We start from the raw sequence: 24,135 nt of genomic DNA, 5'->3' as shown, positions 1-24,135 counted from the left end.
TCAAAGAAACGATTCAACCGTTATCAAAACGTTTATCAATCTTCGTGAAATTGATCGATGGGGCGGATATGCTCCTGTGGAAAGAACGGAATACGATAAAGTTTATGGTTACGTTAAAAATATGCAGATCGGATTTATCGAGCTTCCTGTCGGATATACGAAAGATACCGAATTATTAGCTCAAATCAACGGAGATATTTATTACTGGAGAGCGACCGATAGATACAACGAAGATTCCAAATTTATCCAGCGCGTTGTTGAATATCGTCCGGATCCTCAATCCAATTGGGCAAAGGCCTGGATCGCCGAACAAGGTGAGAATATTAGAGCCGGTTTGATTGATTCCGGAAAAGTCTTCCAGAACTCTGAAACAAACATAGCTCTTCGTTCATTAGGCATTGATGAAAACACTGTTCTTCAGCCGACCATCGTGACCAATAACTTTGGCGTTCAAACCATCGATTACCGCATTCCGTTTGACCACTTAGCCAGAAAATTCATAACGATCCGCATAGAACTCGGCAGAGTGTTGGAGATCATTGTTGCTGAACAATTTGATCCTCGCACGGGTGAATTAACAAGATCCTATAGCTTAACTCCGGATTATGAAGTCAAATCTACCTTTGGAACATTATCTGATTCCGCAGCTCAACAACGTGGATTAACGATCAGTGCCGGACAATTATTCAACCAGGGCGTTGAGGGTATCTTCAGCGATGTTTCCAACAGGAGATTTAATGATCCGACATTAAACCTTTGGGATGGTTTGAATAAGCTCGGTATCGCTCCGATGACACAATTATCTATTATTGAAGAAAAGCCGAGATTAATAAATATTGATGGGGCTTATTCTTCTATCGAGGGAAGATCAATTTACCATTATTTAGTTCCTAACGATAGCCGTGGCCGTGACATTGCCGCTATTTACGCCAATAACGATTTGGGCCTTAATCTTTGGTGGTTTGAAGCGCAGACCTTAGTTATTACCAACGGCGGAACCGACACAGTACGCATGCCGGAAGATCTTTTGCCGGGTGTTATGGTCGTTGAAAAAGGCCGTGAGCTTGGATTTGTGGAAATCTATAAAGGCCCTAATGATCGAGATCCTGCGTTTACGTTTGCCTATCAAGATACCTTGGATCGTGAGTTCATGATTTCCAGAGAAAAGTTGGGGCCGCTCACAATGTCTATGACGACCCCTGATGGATCACGGATCGCAATTGTTGGTAATGAGTATCATGTTCTCGATTCAAAATTCAAATCAAATGTCCTTTATTCTCCCGGTGGACGCCTCTTAGCCGAACGATATGCTTTTGTTCGTATGCAGATCATGAAAGAACAACTTGGCGTTGCCGTTAACGGAGTTGAAACAACCATTTATGATCCCACCGCTTCTTATCGCAAACCGGTATTCAGTTTCTTAGAAAATGGTGACTTAGTAAAAGTTTATAAGGATATTGATTTCAGTATCATTGGTGCCAAGCAGGCAAACGAGGAGTATGAGCTTGAATTACCCGATGGTATGTATCAAAAAACAGTCATCCTTATCGGTGAATCTGAAGGCATGGATGTTTCAAAAGTCTATGATCAGCAGTATACATATGTCGGCGATCACCAAGTTGATAAGATTAGGCCTCATTTACTCTGGCATTGGTTAAACCAGATCGGTATCTGGCGCGGTATATTGCTTTTAATATCGCTTTATATCGCCGGTGTTATGACCATCGGTAAATTACTCGCCTGGATCAAGCAACTATTCAGATCTCTATTTCCTAAGAAAAATATTATTGACCAAGTTGTTCTTAAACATACAGGTGATGAAATTAAGAATTTCTTGTCTGAAATTCAAAATTATCCATCTTATGGCTTCCAGAACGGCGTTGTTGACCAGGCCAAATATCTATTGTTAGCCGAAGTAAGCCGAAGATTATTTTCCGGTGAATCAATCGATGATATCCGAAAAGAATTCTTCCGTAGATACAAGCATGTTTGGTTTATTCCGGTTATGAAAGATGTGTTAAGCGCAGACGACTATGAAGCTGCGCTGAGAGAAATTGACCAATACGGATTAAGAGAGATGTACATTTATAATCTTATCAATCTTTCCGGAGATAAATTAGCCAACGTTACAGCGTCGTTTGATTTCTATCGGTTCTTCTCTGGTATGGAACTATTAAATAACGGTAATGATCAATTTGGATTACAAGCTGAAGCTGAAGCGGCGCTTTGGAGCAGGATTATTTTTGCTCATAGTGAGTCAGCAAAGAGCAAAACAAAATATGCGACCATCCATCATAATGATGTGGAAGGTTATTTTAGAACACCTGGATTTATTAAATTTTACCGTAACGGTGGCCGGGCTGAAATTGAAAGAGAATTGGCTAATGGCAATGACACGGTTAATAAAATCCTTCCTAAAGTTTATCCCGACATCAAGACATCTAAGTTTGGTCGTTTAGGCTGGTTTAGAGTTATCGTTAACTTTAAGAAGATTTTTGCGGTTCTTTACGGATCAATCATTCTTTCTTCTGTCGGATTGACATCCGGTATTCCGGCGGTCGGCTTGAATTTTACCGGAGTTATCGCATTTAGTTCGTGGGCTATCGGCGCTTTAATTGCTACAAGTGTTTTAGCTATTGCTTATTTCACAATTTGGTTTGTTGATAGACACAATCAGCAAGAGTATACATTAAAGAACCAAAGATATGGCGAAACCGTACCGTTCGAAGCAGGCTATAAAGATAATCCGCCGGATGGCACCTTGGGCCGTAAAGCCCGTGCTTCTTTAGTTATGGTGTTGACCTTAGGGGCTAAGATTTTTACGAACGTATTGATTTGGAGCTGGTTATCTAAGGCTTTCATTATCCTGCAAAATAGTAGCTGGAATATTCCGTGGGAACGGCTTACGGCTCTAATAGGGCCAATAGTTCCGGGCGGCCAGTATATTCTTATCGCTATCACATTCTCCATTTTCTTCATGATATTCCTTATGGATATATTCGCTTATTTCTACATTATCGAAGGAGCCTTAGGGTACTGGATCGCTAAATGGACCGGGGCTAACCGTATTAACAGCTGGGGCGGCAAAGGCATTTCATCTATTGCTTTAAGAGTTAAATCAGCGCTGACATTTATTGCGGCTGTTGCGGGTATTGTTTATTTGTCTCCTTGGAAAGCGGCCTTTATTGCCGGAGTGCACGGCTTGATTGCTTCCTCTTGGCTTTATCTTATCGGGGCTGTGGCTGCCATTGTGATTGGTATTATCGTTATTAATGCCTTGCTTGGCCGGATTGGTCTTGAAAAAATAGGCGGCGATACGGTTATTGATAAATTTAAAGCGGCGGCTAAAGGATTCCAAGAGAAAATCGTTCCTGCTTCTATTGTTGGTACTGATAGAGAACGCCGGGCTATTACCGAACAGGAAAAACTCGTTGCTTTTGCCAAAGCGTGGAACATGATCGTCAGCCAGTATTTGGAAGATGACCTCGCCTCTATTGAAGAAAAAGAAAGAATGTTATTTGTTATTGATGGCATAGATGAACATAATTTCTTAGCTGGAACAGTTACTCGTTGGCCGGATCTTTCCAAAGCCCCGGAAACACAACGCCTTCGCGCAAGAATCCAGTTTGTTCTCTCCACCTTCTTGATGGATATGGATCAAATGCCGATTTGGGAGAAGCTATATTTATTCAGCGTTGCGACACCGATCTTTGATGAGCCGATCATGTATCCATTCTCAGATAAAACAGTCGGGCAATATGATGCCATTAATGAAGCTTACAAAACTAAGGCGACGCTTTTAACGTACTTTATTACCAAACATCTTAATGAATGGGAAAACTTTAAGGCCCGTATACGTCGGGAATTCGAAAGCCTGAGATACAATCAGGCTGGATTTAAATGGACATATGGAACCGATGATGTTGATGCGGTTGAAAAAGATATTGAAGCCATAGAAAACTTACAATATGGACAAAAACTTGATATTACAAACGACCATCTGATTATTGAGGTAAGGCTTTGGGTCTCCTACCGCTATCAACCTTTAGCCCGTACCATTCGCGGTATTATGAATTATTATCAAATGTACACATGGCTTGCTAAGGTCAATTTCCCCACACCAGAAAGCTTAGGAATAGATTCTACGAGTACGGATGCAAAACAAGAATATGAACAAGAAATAAAAGAAAAAGTATCTGAAAAATTTGAATATGTTGTCGGCCATCAGCCGTATGGCGATTGGCTAAAAAGCACTGACCAGAGCAAAAAGTTAATTATCAACGATGTTAACTATATGCTTCGCAAATATCCCGGCTTAAGAGTCGCTTATTTAGCTAATCCTAGAGACGACAAGAATATGAACACCGATTATCACAGCCCTGATGTTGATACCTATGCCGGTGTTCTTTTAGAGTATCGTGAAGGGCCGGCTCAACCAGGAGAAACAGTTGTTGTTGTTTTCAACGATCACAGAGGCAAGGGAAGAATTGTTGAAGTGAGAAGAATTTATCTATCTTCGAAGCCTTTGGCCGGGCAGGGTAAACCGGTCAACCAAAACAATATATTTAGATTCACTCGCGGTGAAATTGTTCAGATGATGGATATGAATCAAGATATGTATTTGGAAGAAACTTTCAAAGCCCCTAACCTGATGGAAGAATTTAAAGATAATCGTGTCGCGATCGTCGGTTTCCCTGAAGATATCTTTACCGATGTGTCAACGCCGGCCGGTGCTGTTCACGCTTTTGGTGATCATACCTTCTCTACATTGGTTCAGCGTTCGCTTAACTGGATGGGTATTCGTTATCATTACGGGCATCCTGATTTTGTCAGAACAGTTTCTTTCCGTCAGTTAGGCCTTTTAAGTGCCCCGTGGGTTAACGAAGATATTTTTGGCGCTTACAAAGCGACGATGTACGGAGAAAAAGTCATTAATAGAGAAATTATGCAGGCGGCTAAAGCGCGTGAAGGTGTTTATGGCGGGTTACTTGGTATTTCTGATAAATTCGGTGCCGGTGCCGGCGAACAAGCCGTATCGTATGAAATCGCGCAGCATAATTCTTCGTCCATTATCGGGTTTTCCCGTTCCTTTATGCACTTTGTTGCTTCCATCGGTTATTTCTTAAGAAAATCTTTTGTGGTCATCCAAAATAATCTTTACGTTATAGTGGTGATTTTATTTGGAGCCAGTCTTTTCGTTACATTCCCCGATGAATTAGCCGCTGGTATCATTGGCCTTTTATTATCACAGGCCATTACCTTTACCGGATATTTCCAATTGGTTCTTGAGAAAACGTTTATTGACGGATCTATAGCGTTCGCAAGAGTATTTCCTAAAGCGGCCATTGTGTATATGTCGCTTGTTTACAATGCATTTTCTGTCGGTCAAAAGAAGGCCATGGTCAATAGCGGTGATTATGTTAAGACAGGCCGCAGAACCGGCCGTGAACATAGATTGCCTTTCATGTGGCTTGCCGGCGTTAAGGATCTTTTTACAGAAGGTGACTTATATTCTCAGATTAAGCTTCCTGGTTTCGGGTGGGTCGTTCCGGCTGTCTTAGCAATGGTCAGCGGTCTTTTCCTCTGGCAAAGCCCGGCGGCTATTTGGTCTTTATTCCCTATTCTCATGCTTGTTTCCGCTCTTATGGCTCCGTTTATCTTAAATCCTGGTTCTACGCCGGCGACAGTTGGAGCGTGGACATGGACTAAAATACATTTCACAGAAGATTTTGGTAATTTCTTTAAGAAGCTTGGTGCAGGAAATTGGATAGTAGGTGTTGTTGCACTCGTAGTTTCAGCGGGCTTAATAGCGGCAGGATTCTACTTCTTTGGCGACTATAAGTATTATGCCATCTTAGGAACAATCGTTATTTATGCCTTTATAGGTATTGTGAATGCCTTAGTTGTGAATGTAAAATGGCTTAAATGGGCCGAGTGGATTTTTAGCAAGTTAAAAATAGCAAGAGATTACTTTGATCTGTATGTGACTGGTACATTTATTATGACTGTGCTAACCCTCTTAGGGTTTGCGTTAATGTTGATTTACAATATCCCAGTTACTCTCGGCAATAAAATTAGAATGATCATTAAGAAAGATGCGCCAAAATTAGTTTCTGCCTCTATATTCTTAGCGGGCATTAGCGTAACATTATGGTGGTTCACTACCAAGATCCTTCCTCTCCTCCAACAAACGATCAGCTCTCATTCAAAAACGGCCGCATTCTTGATGATCTTAGGCGGAATTCTTGTCGGTTCATTCTTCAAAGGATTATCTGCTAAGGAGGCTGAAATGGAATTAACTATCCGCCGAGGTTATTTTATAAACGACGTTAAGAGTTTAATTAAGAAAGTGTTACCGGCAAAAGAAAATGATGCTAATAAAGATCCTCACAATACTTCTGCTAATGGCTTCATCCTTCCGCCCATGATGGCGATGGTAACGGCAGGTGGTATTTTAAGTTTATTTTGGACATTAATTTTGGCCCATCCTGTAGTGTCGTTTATTTTTGTAGCAATTATTTATTTTGCCCTGTATTCTTATCTTTTTTCAAGTGACAACTTTGACAATAAAAAGTTCAGCAGAATCTTCGTAATTTTAACGTTATCATTTATTGCTATATCTTATACCTTTGGCATTTATCATGATATTAGTCATCCTAGCACGGATCCAACTAGGGGGGCATGGATGGTATTCTTTATGGTGTTTGCATACATCTTCTCAGTCACATTGTCTCCAATTATTTATGGAGTTTTATATGTTTTTGAAGCAATCATTGCAATATCGAAAGACAAGCATAATGCGCGAGAAATAGAAGAAATTACACGTGTTCTTGGTAGACATCAAATTGAATCAACAGAAGATAATATAAAGATATTTAGAATGTATGAGAACAATATTAGAAAGACTCAATTAGCCATTGAAGTATTGTCTATCTTAAAGAAAACATTGCCTCTCAACTTGGCGTGGGATTATTTGCGTGAAGCATTGAGAATTCGAGAAGAAGGTCATAACTTTGAAGTTGTGTATTCTCCTGAAAAAGGCCATAGAGAAGAAGGGCATTATCTTGGAGTTGAAAAGGAATGGGATGTTAGCTATATGACTTGGATTGAAAGTGAAAAATGGAGTGAGCCCAAGTGGGTAGTTGATGTTCCGGCACGAGTTAAGATTATTAAAACCACACCGATTAATAATAAAAATAATTCTCTATCTTCCTCCGCCAACGGCTTTACATTGCCGTCTGTAATGGCGACGATTGTAATGGTAGCGGGGGCGATAAGCGCCATTTTTGCTTCCAATATCGTTGCCGGGGCGCTTAGCGCCCTTATCGTTCTCGCCGGCCTCGGCATCTTGGCCAGAGAGCGCGGCTGGTTCGCTATAAAGACGTCTGCTCCGAACAATGTTGCGGCTGATCTAAAAGCCAATTTGCTTCCGACCATTGCCCGCCTCATTGAACCTATCAAAGCCGAATTAGAAAACCTCATCAATCAATACAATAGCGCCAAAGCCTCAAAAGACGAAGAAGCTGTTAAAGCCGCCGAAGCCGCCATTAATAAGATCATTGACCGCATCAATGCCTTTGACACTATTGCTCCAAGCGAATTAAGTTTGGCCGAAATCCTCTCTTTAGACGATTTCTTAAAGAAACCCGGCCATAACTTCTTTATTACCTTAGCCCAAAGAGCCTTATTATACGGCCAATATATTCCTCAATTTATTTTCGCCGGGGCCGCCACACGCCTTAACCGTGGCCCTATGTATGGCATTGATATTTGGGAACTTGCCGAAGAAGCCGGCTTAGCTAGCGTCGATGAGGCTCAATTCCGTTTAGGCATGGGCCCGCGACAACTGATCGCTTATCGTATGGCTTTAGAAAAATTAGCCGTTGAATTTAACCTTGATCCGGTGGCCGTTTTAGGGCGTCAAACCATCATTGTCCACACCAATGAAGATGTTCATGAAAGCATTGTCCGTGATTTCACCGAAAATCATTTCTACGGATTTAATCCGGAAAGAATTTACTTTATCGTTCAGCCGACCTTAAACGGCTATTCCTTAAAAGACGGCCAGCTTATCTTCGCCGCCGAAAGTCCGGAAATCCCCTATGGTCATGGTTATGGCATTATGCAGCTTAAGGTTGTTGGAGAATTTACCCAACTCGTGAAAGTTGCCGATAGTGAAAAAGATATTTTATCTCTGCTAGACGGCAATGCCTTTATGGGAAGCCACCGTATCAATGACTTAACCAAATTTTTGGTGGATGAAGTTATCAATATTGAAAAATTAGCTTACGGCATTTATCTGATCACAATCAAAGGCCACGATATTGTGGGCGAACTGGTAGAAAATCCGGGAAAACAAAAAGGCGGCAATGCCTTGCGAAGCAAGTCGGGTAAGAATTTCCTTATTGAAACATCCAACGTTAAGGGAAGCGAAGAATTAACCGCTTTAATTGATGAAGCCGGCCGTTTGGGTGCACCGTATAATGCCTTCAGACTTTTGTATCAAGTTAAGAGCCTGCGCAAACTCTTACGTAATGACCTTCCTTATAATCTGCGTTTCAAAGGCGGTTTCCTCTACTTAGAAGCGGTGACCGGTGATATTACGCAAATGGCTGAGGCCAACGCGGTATTCTTCAAACGTGACGGCGACATCATCCATGATTTTAAAGAACCGAAGAATTTACCCGATGCCTTGAATCATTTAAGAAGCCAAGACGCTTTACTGGCCGCAACAACCATTGGGTCGGGCCGGGACAGCTGGGTTTCTGTTTTAGCACAGGCTCACGCCTACCGTTCACAAGATAGTTTCACCAATTATGTTCCCGTCCATTTGCAGGAATTAACCGAAAACGGAACTAACTTTAACGGCTCCAAAGTGAATAGCTATCCGCATAGTTTAAAAGCAGCCGATAGAGTTTCCTTGAACGAATTTCGTTTAAGTGCCGTGTTTACCCAATGGCGTCAAAAGGCTGAGCAATTAGTGGTCTCCGGCGGGTTGATCGCTCAAATGCTTTTTGCCGGCGGGGCAACGCGTGCCGCGGCTATTTTAGGCGGCGGGGCCAAATATTTATTCAATCCGCATCAATTGATGCAAAAAGATGTTGCCGAAATGGCCGGATGGGATGTGGAAGAAAAATTAAATGATGCGGCCAAGCAAGAGCTTAATGAAAAAATTATGAAAGCCAAGTATGACGCCGAGTCGATGATCAAGGCGGGCGTGCACGCGCAATATGATATTAGTGAAAAAGAATTAGATGAATATGTCGCTTACCGCTTTCTAGTTTATATGCAACAAACATATCCGCAATTTAAAAACACGCAGAACTTTTCTTTAGGTGCTCGCCTTTTGATCCAATACCGCTTAGAGCTTGAGCAATTAGCCGGGGAAAACGGTCTTAACATTGCGGAAGTTATCCGTAATGCCAAAGTTATTATTCACGTTAATGATGCGACGGGCGCGCAGATCATGGAAGAATTTGTTAACTATCGCTTCTTCGGATTTAACCCGGAAAACATGCTGTTCATCATTCAGCACACATTTGAAGGTTACCGCCATGCTGAATCAGGATTTACAAAATATGTCAGAGAAAATGGCGTGTCGTTCCGCCGTCCGTTCGGGCATGGATATACATTGATGCAAACAGTTCACGGCGGTAGCGCCTTAAAGGTATTGGCGAGCGATAGCAGTAATGAACGTATCCGCGAAGCAGCCCTAGCATACTTTTTAAGTCAATATCAATCGTCAAACGAAGATCTGCCGTTGATCATGAATAATACCAATGTGGATGACCTGGTGAAGCTTTCTACTTCCATCGACTTAGACCGCTTAGCGCTTGTTCTTTATTTAATGAGTCAGGGACATAATGTAGTTATTGAGACCGTGCGTAACGAAAAAGGCCAAAAAGGCGGCAGCTGGGTGGAAGATCTATCCAACGGCCAAAGAATGTTGGTGGAAGGCCTCAACTTAAAATATCACGAGTTAGTTTTCAATAATCAAACCAATCAATATGAGCTCGTCAGAAAAGATGAAGTTGACTTATCTATCCATCGCGTGATCTCTGAAAAGATCGATCAAAAAGAAAATCCAGAATACATTAAATTCTTTAAGGAAGAAATTGGCTTAAACCGCATGGCGAATTATTACAAAGCCGAGGCGTTGTTGCGTTATTTGCCGGCTTACGGATTGCCAAATTATTTGGATGTTCGCGAAGATAAAGAAGCCGATGGCCTGCCGCAGGTTCTATTTATGGAATCCATTACCGGCGACGTGACGCAAATTGCCGAAATGAATCCGGTGGCCTTCCAGGAAGACGGCGCGGTGATCAAAACATTTAAATCGACCTTTGATGCCGTTCAAACCGCCGAAGAGATGTTAAAGCAAGACGCGGCCAATACAGGGCGCGCTGCGCTTGGCGCTTTTGTTCCGTCTTTAGGATTATCGTTCGAATTTATTCCGGTGTCTCGTTATAGCGAACAACCATCATTTAAAGAAATGATTTCCAGCATAGCGCCGGAAAAGATGTTTGACTGGAACGGAATGTTAACGGAATGGGCTGATGCTCAACTTACCAGCGAAGCTTCTTTTGAAATGAATTTTATTCTAGCCAAAAACGGCAAGGAAGTTGCCGGTTATTTGGTGTATTTATTGACGGATGATGAGGCTCAGCTTAACTTTATTGCCGTACGAAAAGAATATCGTAAATCCGGAATCGGCCTTGCCTTGGTCAAAGAATATATCAGCTTCCTTCAGGTTAATAAAAAGAACAGAATGACCGTATCGACCGAATACGACAATGTTGGTATGCAGAAAACTTTAGAAAGATTAGAACAACAAGGGTTGGTGCGTCTTTCCCGCGATTTTGGCCCCGGCAACTCTTGGATGTATACAGTGGTGTTTGTGGAAGATGTTCATAAGGATTTCGGCAAACAAGGGCAAGAGGAAGCTTTTATCTTTATTCCGGCCGCTTTTGGTTTTGCATTAGGGATCTTGATCGTCCTCGCGCGTAATGCCGCGAATAAAAATGGAAAAACTAATTTAAAAAATAATCGAATTGGGCAGTTGCAGGCATCTAAAAATGGTTCCAATCTTTCCGTGGCTGGATTGGGGAATCAGCCTGCAACTGCCTCTCGTATCCCGTTCGATATTTTTGATGATCACGGCGGAACGTTTTCTGTCATCAAGCAGGCTATCCGTCAAGGCGTGATCTCCAATCATTTACCGCATGTCCTTCTTGATTATCATAGCGATGATACGCATATTATCGGGATTTTAACCAATAGCCGCGCCGTAGAGATCGACTGCGGCAATTGGATAGGATTCTTACTCAGATTTAATTTGGTCGGCAATGTGTATTGGATTTATCCCAAGCACGGCCGCATAGTCCTTTCCGAAGATATGGACCATTGGTCGGCCGTTTCCAGCGACTTAGAAGCGGTCATGCGCGGCAATGCGCCTAATTTTACCGAAGGCATTATCCTGAATATTGACCTGGACTATATTTTAACCAAAGGCATTCTTGGCCAACACGCTCGTGAACTTCGCCCCGGCGAAGTAGCCCAGGAAGTTCACAATATCTTCGTAACTATTTCTCGCTATACGACGATAAGGCAAGTGATCGCCGCAACATCACGATTGTATTCTACCTCAGATCATAAATTGGTTGCGGAATTCCACGAAGCGCTAATGAAAGAAGTGGCCGATTTGCGTGCCAACGGCGGGCGGGTTTCTCTTAATGCGTTTACATTCATGCCCGTTTTGGCGATGATGGATCTTAACGGAATTTTAAGTTCAGACGGCTTTAAAACACTCGCGCTTTCGTTAGCCGTGGTGGCTTTGGCCTGGGTTATTAATTATAAAGAGATCAAAAATGAAAAAGTTTTGGCACGCATTATTCTCAAATCCTATGGAATAAAAACTCCAACGCCTTGGCAAGTGCGTTTCTTAAGGCGCCACGGCGAGGCTAAAGCGGTTCAAGTGATTTTAGGCGAAAAAGCTATTGAGATCTTAGGAAAGCAATTATTAAGAAAAGAAAAAGAACAAAAGTTTAAGCTTGATACCATTGAAGCTTTAGGTGAATTTGGCACTCATCAGGCTATCGTATATATTATTCAAATTTTAGATGATGTAAGTTTACGTGAAACAGTCGTCAAAGTCATTGCCGCGAAAGCCGGCCGGGAAGATATCGAACGATCCATTGAGCAATTACAAAAATCAGCCCGGAGAGCTTTAAGTATTCCCGTAAGGTCAAACGGCATAACGACATTTCCTCTTCATGACGCTATCGAAAAAGACATTAAAACATTACAAAAATCCCTTGGGCGTATCTTGGCTCAGGAGCGGCAATCTTCCATTGAAAAAGCCATTGTTGATTTGAAAAAACTGAAAAGCGATTACCGTGATGAGCTTCCCAATAGTGTTGTTCATAGCACCGATGGCGTTAACTATAAGGCTCAGCGCGGCTGGTGGTCTCTGGTTTTTGGAAAAATTGGCCTGATCGTCATGAAAAAACTTATCAACGACTCTAAAACGATCGCCGCCTTTGAAACTTTTGAAAATAAATATGATTCTGCCGAATTCCACGCGGTAGGCAGACTTACGACCCGTGAAGAAATAGAAGAAGCCAACGCCATGATCAATACGGTCATCGCCGCTTTAGAACGTGAACTCACCAAAAAAATTGCTCTCAACGCGTTCACGTTTATGCCGGTTCTGGGAATTTTTGGCGGATTAACATCTTCCTTAAACGGTTTGTTGAGCAATGAAGATAATGTTCTTTTAGGAATGAAGATTGTGATCGCGGCTTCTCTCGCGCTGACGATAGCGATGATCATTGCTAAATCAAATTTAAAATCTGCCTGGAAACGCCGTCATCACAATCACAAGTTTGCCGCCAAGACATTTATGATCGGGTTTGTGGCGACGATATTTACGTTCGGATTTTACGTTATCGAAAGTTCACCCATCGTGCTTTACGTGGGCGCGGGCGTTGCGATTTTAACTCTCGCGACGGCTATGTTGCCGAGTGTGACGCTTAGTTATCGCATGAAACATTATCATTCTAGAAGTGATCGAGGATTTTTTGACCCGACAACAATTGTTGCGGCGACGATCGCTATGTTAGCCGGATTATTCTTAAATCTTAAAGGATTTGTGGAAAGTTTTGTTGCGTCCCATCCGATCATTTTTAGTCTGGCCGTCGCGAAAATAATGGCAACGATTGTCGTGAGTGCTATTGTTTACCGCAAGTTCGGTTGGAAGGGTGTTAAAAACTTTGCCGTCAAAACGATCAAATTCGTATCTAAATTGGCTTTGGATATTGTTGTCGGAACCGTTCTTCTTACTTTGCTTGTCACGATCTTTGCTTCAACGCTGATTGGCCTGGGAGCATTCTTTGCTTATATTAGGCTACGTAGTCTTTGGGATATGACGAAGACCCAAAGAACTCAAGAGACCCAATCAACCCAAAAGACCCAAGAAACTCAAAAGATCCGCGAGCTCACCGACGTTCAAATCCGTGCTTTGATCATAGAAAAATTAGGCGATTGGGTGATTAATTACTTAAAAGAAGAGAAGATCGATCCGAATACGCTGACCACGCAAGAACATATTGATACGGTGCGCGCTCTTCTTCAAAACGGTGATGATTTTGGTGCCGGGTTAATGTTTGCGAAAGAGGCAGGATTGTTTGTTAATGATCAAGGTCGACTGGTTGAATCCGAAGGTATGGAAGCGCAGATACAAATTGTTCCTATGGTCAAATTTGATCCCAAGAGCTCTAAGGGTTCCGATCAAAACTCCGGCCAAAACCTCGCCGCGTTTGTGCTGGGGTTAGGAATTTCCGGAATCGTTTCTTTGCTTAGAGATTGGTTTGTAAAAATAGGGGACAGAGTTAAAGGCTCAGCGTATAGCGTATGGCGTTTAGCGAATAAAAATATTGGGCTGCTGCCGGCGAATAAAAATGATTCCAATCTTTCCGTGGCTGGATTGGGGAATCACCCGGCAGCAGCCTTTATTTCAAATTCTAGTGTCAGCGCTCTTCACAGCTTCGCGTTTGTTCCTGTGGCGGTTTTTGGCTTTGTAGCGACGCAGGGAGATTCCAGATCCCAATCATTATTCAATAACGGAGATTTAACGCCGAGAGCAGAAGAAGTGCGAAGCTTAGATTTCTCAAAAGTAAAAAGAGTCTTCATTTATGCCGGGACCGGAACATGGGGAAAGATGTTGGCTTACTTACCGATCATCGCAAAAACACTTTCGCATAATTTCCCGAATTTAGAGAATTTGAGCATCTTTGCCTTGAGTTTAAACGGCATGGAGGATCCCTATCGAGAATTAAACGATCACAAGACAGCTCGTTTTGCCCAGCTTGATATGCCTAGCCTTTATCAGATATCGACATTACGTGACGTGATCTTCCCGTTGTACGACATGGTTATCAATATGCATGGCATTGATATTTACGGCGGTAATGTGATCAATATTTTAAGCGGTCAAACATGGGGCAGATTAGATGCTCATGTGGGTATTCGCGCCGCTTTATTAGAATATGGATTTGAGCTTCCCAGCGAAACAGATATTCTGCCGAGCTTCTCTCAAACTCAGAAAATCGTTCGGGATTTCTTTACCGGAAACAGTATTTCCTCTACATCGCCGGTTATTTTCGTTAACTTCTTAGCTAGTACATCATCCGAAGATTCATCCAGGCAAAATTGGGCCGGGATCATTGAACAGCTTTTGCAAAAAGGCTTCACGGTGATCGTTAATACCAATATTGAAAATGTGGTTTCGGCGCGTTTAAGATATTTGATCGAAGGATTTTCGCAACACCCTAACGTAAAGCTTTGGGATATCAGCCGCCAAGTCAACACCGACTGGGAAAGCCGCGCGGCCACTATTGAGCTTTTACGCCAAGTTAACCAAGTGGTGACCATCGATACAGCTATTGTTCACGCCGCTTACTTAGTCAAAACTCCAACGGTTGTCGTGACAACTGATTTTTCTCATGGCTGGATCCCGAACTCTTCCGAGCGTTTCGGCGTTGTCTCCGTTGAGCAAAAAAATCTAGTTGAGAAAGTTACGGCAGAAGTCGGACGCACTTCAAAGCTTTTCGCTTTTGGCCCGATTGTTTTTGGCTTGGGAATCCAAAACATATTCAAATATATTAAAAGTCAGCTCTTAGGGCTTAACAAAAATGGATTTATCAGTGATCATTACTGGCAGAAACAAGATATCGGCTTTGGGTCTTTACTATACTTCGTTTACTCTATTTTTGCTTCTTTCATCGCGTTAAAAATCGAAGATAACATTGGAATAGCGTTGGATTTATCGCGCATCACCATGATGAGCGCCGTTGTTGCCGCTACTACGTTTAGCGTTCCCGTTATTCATGCCTTGATGCACATCATTCCGGCATGGTTGATGAGCCGATATAATGTGCGGCACCACAGAAGCGAACGTGCGACTGATTCTCAACGCCTCATTGTGTTATTTGCGCCGCTGGCCACTCACTTCCTTTTTGTTGCCGGCGGCATCACGATATTCTTTGTTAATTCAGTTTCTCTCAAAATATTAATTGGTATTCAAACATTCTTCCATTTATCAGAATTACTGGGCTGTTCCATAAAAACAGACGGGCCGGCCATTAAACGCATTACGGGCAAATCATTAATACGGTCTATTTTAGATTTAGGGACGTTTCTGCCGCAGCGCTCAGAACTGTCCCCGAATTCACAGGCTATAGCTCAAAGGGACAGTTCTGAGATACAGAACAGAAACGTCCCTAATGAGTTATCCACAGGCGAAAGAACGGGACTTTTCAGTTTTACTCCAAGCTTTTTTGGATTTGGAATATTTGGTTTTGTTATCGCCGATGACACGCTGGGGCCGATGTTAAATAGCATCAGAACATCCGGCAAACCGATCGTGACCGATGTTTCCCTGGAAGCCTTCTTACCGGAATTAAAAGGCCTGGCTCAAAAAGCCCTAGCCGCCGGCGGGCTTGGATTTTTAACCGGCGAAACCTGGGGTGCATATCATCTCTTGAAAAAATTCTCCGCTATCGGCGTGATGCCGCTTTACGAAGGTTATTACGACGCGCAGGGAAGCCGTGTCCAGATCAATTGGCAAAATGAATCCGGCATCAAACCGGTGGTGATCTTAGATAACCGCAATCAACTCGTGCCGCTTACCTTTAGTGTTGATTTCAATCATCATCCGCATAATACCGTACAGGTTTATTGGATCAATCGTAATGGTATTCCGATATTCTTGATCCGCCATTTAGGCGAAGATTCTATCTTCAACCGCCTGTATCCCGGCGATGAACGCCAGACGCGCCAATTCGGCTTTTTTGCCCGCGCCTATGTGGAATTAATGAAGCAATTAGAGATCCACCCCAATGTCGCGCGGCTCAATGAACCACAATTGGTTTTTGTGGCGACCGCTATGAAAAATGATATTGACTGGTTCAATAGCCAAAACCAGAAAAGTATTTTTGATAAAACAAAAATTGTAATGACTACTCACACTCCCGAACGCGCGGCGCTTCCTTCTTGGCCGGCCCAGTGGCTTAAAACCTTATTAGGGCCGGATCTGATCCGCGATTGGGATGGAGCCAGAGAAGTTGTTGCCGATGGTTATGTTGCCCACGCGGCTATTGGTTTGGCGCGCATGGCCAATGTCATCAACGGCGTTGCCGAAGAACACGCCGAAATCACAAAGATCGTTGTCCTCCCAGAATTTAAAGAAAAGATCGTCGGGATCGTTAACGGCTCAGACCCCACCCTTTGGTATTCCGGCGATTTAAGAGAATATGTTAAAGAGCTGGATTCTTTAGAAAATATTTCCGGACAAAAACTCTTTGAGATCGGTCAAAGACAAAAGAGCGTCCTTAATGATTTTATGAGTGAAAATTTTGGCGCAGAATTCACCTTTAACGACACAAGCCGTCCTTTGGTCGGTTTGGTGCGCCGTTTAGTGGCTTACAAAGAACAAGGCATCATCATTCCTCTGATCAAATGGATCACCGGGGAGCCCGATCAAATGTATCAAACGCCGTGGGGAGAAAAACCGGGATTAGGGGCTAATGTTCTTATCGGCGGGCGCGGCTTGGATGATATCGGGCGTCATTGGGTTTGGCAATTCAGGTCCATGATGGAAGATCCCGCACTAAAGGGTAAATTTGTTTTCGTTTCCGAAAGCGGCATTGATTTTATGCAAAAGGCTATTGCCGCCAGTGATGTTTGGGTCAGTATGCCGCGCCCCACCAGAGAAGCCTGCGGCACCAGCGACCAGCGTGCGGCTTTTAATGGCCATTACAATATCGCAACAGCTACCGGCGGGCCGCTTGAATATATTATTCACGGTCAAACAGGATGGTTTTTAGATGTGTTCAAGGGATGGAATTTTGAAGATGTTGTCCGCCGCTTTGAATCCGGGGACGGAAATATCATTCGCACCTTCGAAGAACAAGGTATGTTGCAATTAGCCCAACATTTAACAGAAGCAATAACTTCATATCGTCAATACCATGCAGGCCGGTCAACGTTATGGATCGATGGAATGAAACAAGCTTTTATCGGCGCGCATCAAAAAGTTGACATTGCGGTTATGATCCAAAAATACGGATTATTATTTGAAAGCGCTTTAGACAATACTGGTGCCGTCGGATACAGAGAAAAAACTCAAAAACTTCATTCGTTTGCGCCTCTTATGTTTTTATTTTTTGGAATATGGGGAACCGTTTTCTCGCAAGAATCCACATTTGATTTTAGAGGCCTTCAATTTATTGATCCTAACAATTTTATCCCCGCGCCTATCCGTAACCGCGTGCGCCGCGCTTTATCCAGCCAATTAGGCGAAACAAACTTTTTAGCCCGAGCGCTTCTCAATGTTTTTAGTGATGATCATTTCATTAAAGAGATCTTATCTGACGGACAAATCCCCGAAGGCGCTGTTATCACCGTGCAGTCGGCTACCGAAGGCAGTGAATCACTTGCTCGTATGGAGCGCGTTGCCCGAGAAGAAGGAAAGCTCCCCTTATCGTTAACGGCCAAATTGCCTTACCAGAACAGAATGAAGGTTTATCATTTAGGTATTTATGCGATTTCCAAGCAGCAACTTGCCATGCCAGCCGAGGATATTTCTCGCCTTTTTGAAACCATTGAAGCGGTCAATGAAGAGCATCGTTTAGGTTATCGATTTTTCCTTAAGCCAGGTGCTTTTACATTAGAAAACAATACCGGAATTTATCTGCATGAAAGCCGCAACGGATTTTCCAATTTACAAATGTTGTATCAATATCCGGCGCAATTTACCCATCGTAATCCTCTCAATATTAAGATGATGATCGTTCATTACGCCGAGGCTTGGATGAGATTAGCCATGTTATCAGGAGAGTTTGACGGTTATTATTTAGCGAATATGCCAACAACCGATAAGGTTTGGATGGACTTTAACTTTAATCGTTTAGTTTTAGATCCCAGCATCATGTTTAATTTGCAGGAAACAGAAAAACTCGAATTTCTTATTGTGCTTTTGGATTATAGTTCGGTTTCCTTGGAAGATGATGAACAGCCGTACAGCAATATATATGATTATGTCGGCTGGTTATTAAGCGGTATGGCGGAAGTTGTCGGAACGACTCGCGCGAAGAATATCTTAGAATTTTTATCCGAATATTTGAAGCGCTTTGGAAATTCTGATGATGAGAAGTTTAACGAACGCCACAGAAGCGAAATTGAGATCTTGGCGGCTATCGCGCGCCATAATCATCATGATCAAGAAGCCGAACGGCTGTACGCAAAGGTCAATGGCAGTATCCGTTATAGAAATGATGTTGTTTTTATAGACACAGAAGCAAGATTAATTCGGATCGCCTTCGATGAAAACGGGGAAGATGTTCAAGGAGCGAGCCCAATCAATGCCTTTGTCCCGGGATTTGGTATTTCTGGAGTTTTCGGTTTTGTCGCCCAATTAAATTGGACTTATAGCCTGGTATCTCCTTGGGTTGAGATGGTCAGATACCCAGAGGAACATCCTTTTCCAAAAACGGAAAATCAAAAAAATTACCTGAAAAATAATTTTGCGGTTCGCCGGATCTTCGTAGAATTCTTACGCAATATTGAACTCAAAAGCTTAAAAGACATCGTCGAGCTTATGCTTAAACTTAATACGACCATGATCTTAGGCGAAGACGGCAATACCGTTTACCGAGTTAAGCATTACAACGAAGCCGACATGAGAGATGTTGCCGGAGAATTTATCCAGGAGCATGAGGTCATCGAGCAACAATTAGGACGTGTTTTAGCTGGCTTACGAAAACTAATGAATATTGCACCGGAAAGTCAAAATTTGGAAGCCGCGGTTGAAGTGATCGCCGTTGACGTCGTTACAAACCTTTACTCAAGCTGGTTATTTAGGCAAGTTAACAATTCGATATATATGAATATTGCCAACGCCTTGTTGCGCTTGTACGGACTTAACGGAATAAGCCACAATCGCATTGATCTTTCTTTCTTGCGGTCACGAGATCTTGGCAGGGAACATTTTATTGGAATGGTTAAAGCCGCTAATCCTGATCAATTTGAACAGTCTTCGCAGCGGAAACTTTATGCCTTATTTGTTTCTTTGCCGATTGGTTTTTTAAATATGGAATGGCTCGGCCCGCTTAAAGAAAAATTAGAAGAAATAAATGGCGGTAAACCGCTGTCTATTATTCATGTGTATGGGGTTAAGAGAGAAAAAGTATTTTACTCGAACTGGAAAGCGCAACTGTCTACTTTGGCTGGCCAGGTAGAAGATGAATATGTTTATGCTTCTGTTATCGATGAGCGGGATGAAATTACAAGCTATCGCTTCATTGTTGTTAAAAAATCTGCTCTTTTTGAGCCGTATCAAGGCAGAGGGAGATCGAATGTTAATCGAAATCGCTACCTCGAGACAGAAAACGCTGTTCATTATTACAGCCATGTTTATGAAGGTGATGGCAGTGTTTTATTCTTAAGAGAGTTCAGTGTTAAGCGGCATGATAGCGGGCGGATCGACATTGATTCCGGCAGCATTGCTCTTCATAGAAGCCTTGCCGGACAAGGATTCGCGTCGCGCGTCTTCGACTTCTTTGCGGATTTTGTAAAGACTCATTTTAAGGGAGGAATTTTTACGATGGTGGTCACCACCGAGGCGACCAGGCATCTTTTGCTAACGCGTTTCCCGGGAATTAAGCTTGTCAGCCAAGATATGGGTCCTTTCTTAAGCATGGAAAACAGCGAAGTTTATCAGATCAAAATCTCAGGGGAAAATAATTCCGCCGTCGATGGAGAAAGTAACGAAACAGTCCTTAACGCTATTTTACCGAGTGGAATGATCGCCTTAATTTTAAGCTTTATTCTTACTTCTCCCGCCTTTGCAGCTGCGTATGCCCGCTCCTATCATGTGAGCACGACAAAGTTCTTAGCGACTATGATCGGCGGGATGATCGTTTATTTGATCGTTGTTCACTTTACCGATCGCAGTATGACAAAAAGGTCAGGAAAGCCGAACCATAAGCCTGTGGAGACGATGGCAGCTGTTACGCCGATAAAACTGGTCGAAGAAGTATCTAAGCCGGCTGAAATAGCAGAAACAGGAGAAACGAAGCTCAGCTCATTTATCTTCTCTCCTTTTGGTTTGTCGGTTTTCGGCATTGTGGCGGATTTTCCGTATGGGGAAGGAAATATGGAATTATCCGACGTTACCGGTGCCTTTAAAAACAATTATCCTAATGCTGATGCGCGCATCATTGAACAAGCTTATCGCATTGTATTAGAAAAACTAAAAGCGACTCCTCTTTCTTCTTTAGATGAACGCTTCAACACCGCCGAAGGCATTATGCAGCACGGATTAGATGTGGCTTATGTTTTAGCCCGTTGGCTAGGCGTGGATACGACGATCATTGCCGGGCTTCTTCATTCTTGGCATATTTCGGAAAGGACCCGACGTGAGGTCATAGAACAGTTAACCGCCCAATTCCCCTCAAGGGCAGAAGATCTAAAAGTGATCGGCCCTACCATAAAGCGCAGCCGTGAGATCATCAATCTTCCGTATTTAAATCAAGTGGTCCGCGCGCTGGCAGGAAGATGGGCTGTCCAATATTATATGAATATGGTCATCCGATTGACCGACGGCCGGATCAGGGTCTTGATGTTAGCGGCGGCCGATCTTATTATTTCTGCCGGTTTGGCCGCCGTTAGGGAAAAAGAAGCCGAAGCCCGCAAAGACAGCCGCCAGGCTGAAGATGCTAAGAATAAAAAAGAAGCGATGCTTAAGAAAATAGAACACATCTTTATTCCGCTGGCCGACCGTATTGATTTTCCCCGCATGGTCATTGGTTTGCAAAACAGAGTCATGATGATCACCATGCCTAAAGAATATCAGGAAACAAAGGCGGCTGTTGCCGACTATTTAGGCGTGGAAAATTATGGCGATATTGAAGCTATTTTAGACGAAGTGAAAAGACGTTTCGAGGCTCTTATCAGGGAAGATGGCGATGATAGCGTGATCGTTATGGTGCGAGCTAAAAGCATTGCCGCTATTTATGAAAAGATCCATTCTTCCCGCTCAAGCCGTAGTGCTTTAGCCGAACTGCCCGATCTTTTAGGGGTCATGGTTTTAGTAAGTGACCCTGATAAAGCCTTTGGAAAATTAAGTTGGGAGCTAAAAGGCAAAGCCGAGAATGCGGAGTTTAAACGAAAAGGTTATTACGCTATTCACGTTGATTTTACGGACGTGGTGGAATTTAAAGAGGATATGCGCATCCGTCCTTGGGAGCTGCAGATCATGAGCCATCAGGATTACCGGCGCTATCGTTATGGCATCGGCAGTGAAGCGGTCAAGCCTCATTGGTTATTTAAATTAGAAGGGTTTTTAAAAAGCCAAAAGATCAATCAAGAACTGATCTCCGACGCTATTATGCTCACCGAAGACCCGAGGGATAATTTGAACCTGATCTACAACTCATTAAACGGGAATATTTATGTCGGATTCCTAAAGGAAAGAGACCGAAAATCCGGATCAAGCCTTTTGGTGACTGAGCTTCCCCAAGGAGCTGTCGCGCTTGATCTGGCGTATTATCCCGAACTTGGCCTTGATGAAGGGTATCAAGGTTTTATGATCTTTGATGATGCCTTATTGGATGCGGTTTCTCCGGCGACACCGCTATCTCGCGCTATTTTGGAAAATACTCCATTAGAAACAGGTATGATCTTTCAAAATGCGCTTAGCCATAAGATCACCGGTTTTGCTATTTCTGCCAAGAATATCAAAGACAAAGGGCTTATTTCGCTGGCCAAGCTTTTGCGCACACGGCTATCCTTAGAGTTAATAACAAGGTTTGAAAATGAAGATTTTGTCCGGAAATTTATGACCAAGGGGCAGAAAAGAAAAATGACTGCCGATGAATTCAAATTAGCTCTTATTCGTGAGGGCGAACGGCGCTTGAAAGAAGAATTTTCTAAGGTAGGAATGACAGAAGCGACCTATAGGCTGATCAATGAATTTACAGAAAAGATGGGCCTTTTCGTAGGCCCGGATAAGTCCATATCTCTTCTTCCGGCTCGTTTTTCTCCGAAGCGCTTTTCGCAATTTGACCGCGATGAGTTGCATTTAGCGATCGGCCTTGGGCTAGTTGACGCCGCTACGGTTTATGCCTATGTGGCAGGACGTATTAGTATTACGGTTAAAGTTTTAGTAAAAAATATTCCGGGCATTGCCAAGCGCATCGGAGAACTTTTAGTGGCTAAGGATAATCCGCTGGTCGCGCACGTGGAAAGCGTTGATGTTCCGGTCGGTGAGCCCAGCGAAGGGACTTTGGTCTTTAGATTATCCGGATTTAACTATGTGACCAATAAAGAAATTGTTGATACGTTGGTGAGAAATATCGAAGGTATTGTTACCGTTGATATCGAACGGCCTCAAGAATTTAAAGCGCTCAACCATATCGGCGGAACAAGAACAGATAAATTATTATCCATCACGCCTTTTATCTTTGTTCCCATCGTTGGATTAGCGGTTTTTGCCGGGCTCTATTATTCACATCTTAAAAAAGATGGATTTATTTTTCAAAATAAGAAAACGTTTTCAAGGGCGCAAATGTTGCCTTCTGATCCCAAAGGGGTCATAACGTCTATCAATCAAGCGATCACGCGCCCCATTGTGCGAAAATTTATGACGTTATTTGTCGGCATGATGATGGCATTCTTTGTTGTCTTGCCTTGGCGCGCGGCACTTGCTTCTGGTGATATTAAGATCTTATCTAACGGACAATATGAAATTTATGATCCGCGCGCTCCGCCTGTTGTCACTAAAGAACCTCGTCACACCTTGGACGAGCTTGACGTGACAACGCGTGAGCGTTATATGTATTTTCGTCTAAGGGATTATTATCTTGATCTGCAAGGACTTCTTTTAGAATATCTTTACATTCCTCCTCCGCCGAATTCTCCGACTGCATTCACTCCTGCTTTTGCCGGGCAGGGCCAAAATGGTATTGGGGTTGATACAACCTGGGTTGCTTTTCACGATGAAGAGCGCGATCTTAGCCCGCAATTACTTGCTCTGATGTTTCAATCTGAAGGAGTTGCTTCTTTTGAAATACCTGCGTATACAGAATACACGCAATACAATAACTGGATCGACAATACGATGGCTTCTTTAACGAATGTCGATCTTGATGCGACATATGCCGCCTTTGATAGCGCGGTTGCCGGATTAGATACCACGTATACGGTTGAAAGAAATTATGTTGTTATTGACGGAAATACAGTCTATCGCTTTAACGTGGCTTTGATCGGCCCGTTCTCAACAGGGTATGATTTTATCGGCATTAATGTGCACACGCGTCCGATTTCCGATGACGATCGTCAGTGGCTGGATACTCATTTTGATGCGACCGCGTTTTCTGTAACCGACGAAATGACCGCAGACGATATTATCAATATGGCTGATTCTCTTTCCGGGACGACAGCGGTCGACCCTCTCCATCCGATAGCACAAAGCTTCCAATTAAAACAAAATTATCCCAATCCGTTCAACGGACAAACAACTATTGAATTTGAATTAGACCGGCCGCGTAAAATTGTTTTAAAGGTCTTTGATGTTTT

1 protein-coding gene (cut by both window edges) is annotated in these 24,135 nt (G+C 43.0%); it reads left to right on the top strand.

All 24,135 nt of this window come from inside a single coding sequence — gene aceK / locus WC676_01430, bifunctional isocitrate dehydrogenase kinase/phosphatase (GenBank protein MFA5059275.1), on the top strand. Of the gene's 132,390 coding nucleotides, 34,463 precede the window and 73,792 follow it; the stretch shown corresponds to coding positions 34,464-58,598, spanning codon 11,488 (partial) through codon 19,533 (partial); the first complete codon in view begins at position 2. Both codon boundaries (start and stop) fall beyond the window edges.

It is taken from the genome of Candidatus Omnitrophota bacterium (assembly GCA_041649175.1).
Lineage (GTDB): Bacteria > Omnitrophota > Gorgyraeia > Zapsychrales > JBAZNR01 > JBAZNR01.
Note: the sequence above shows the minus strand (reverse complement) of the source record. Positions and strands in the feature narration are given on the sequence as shown.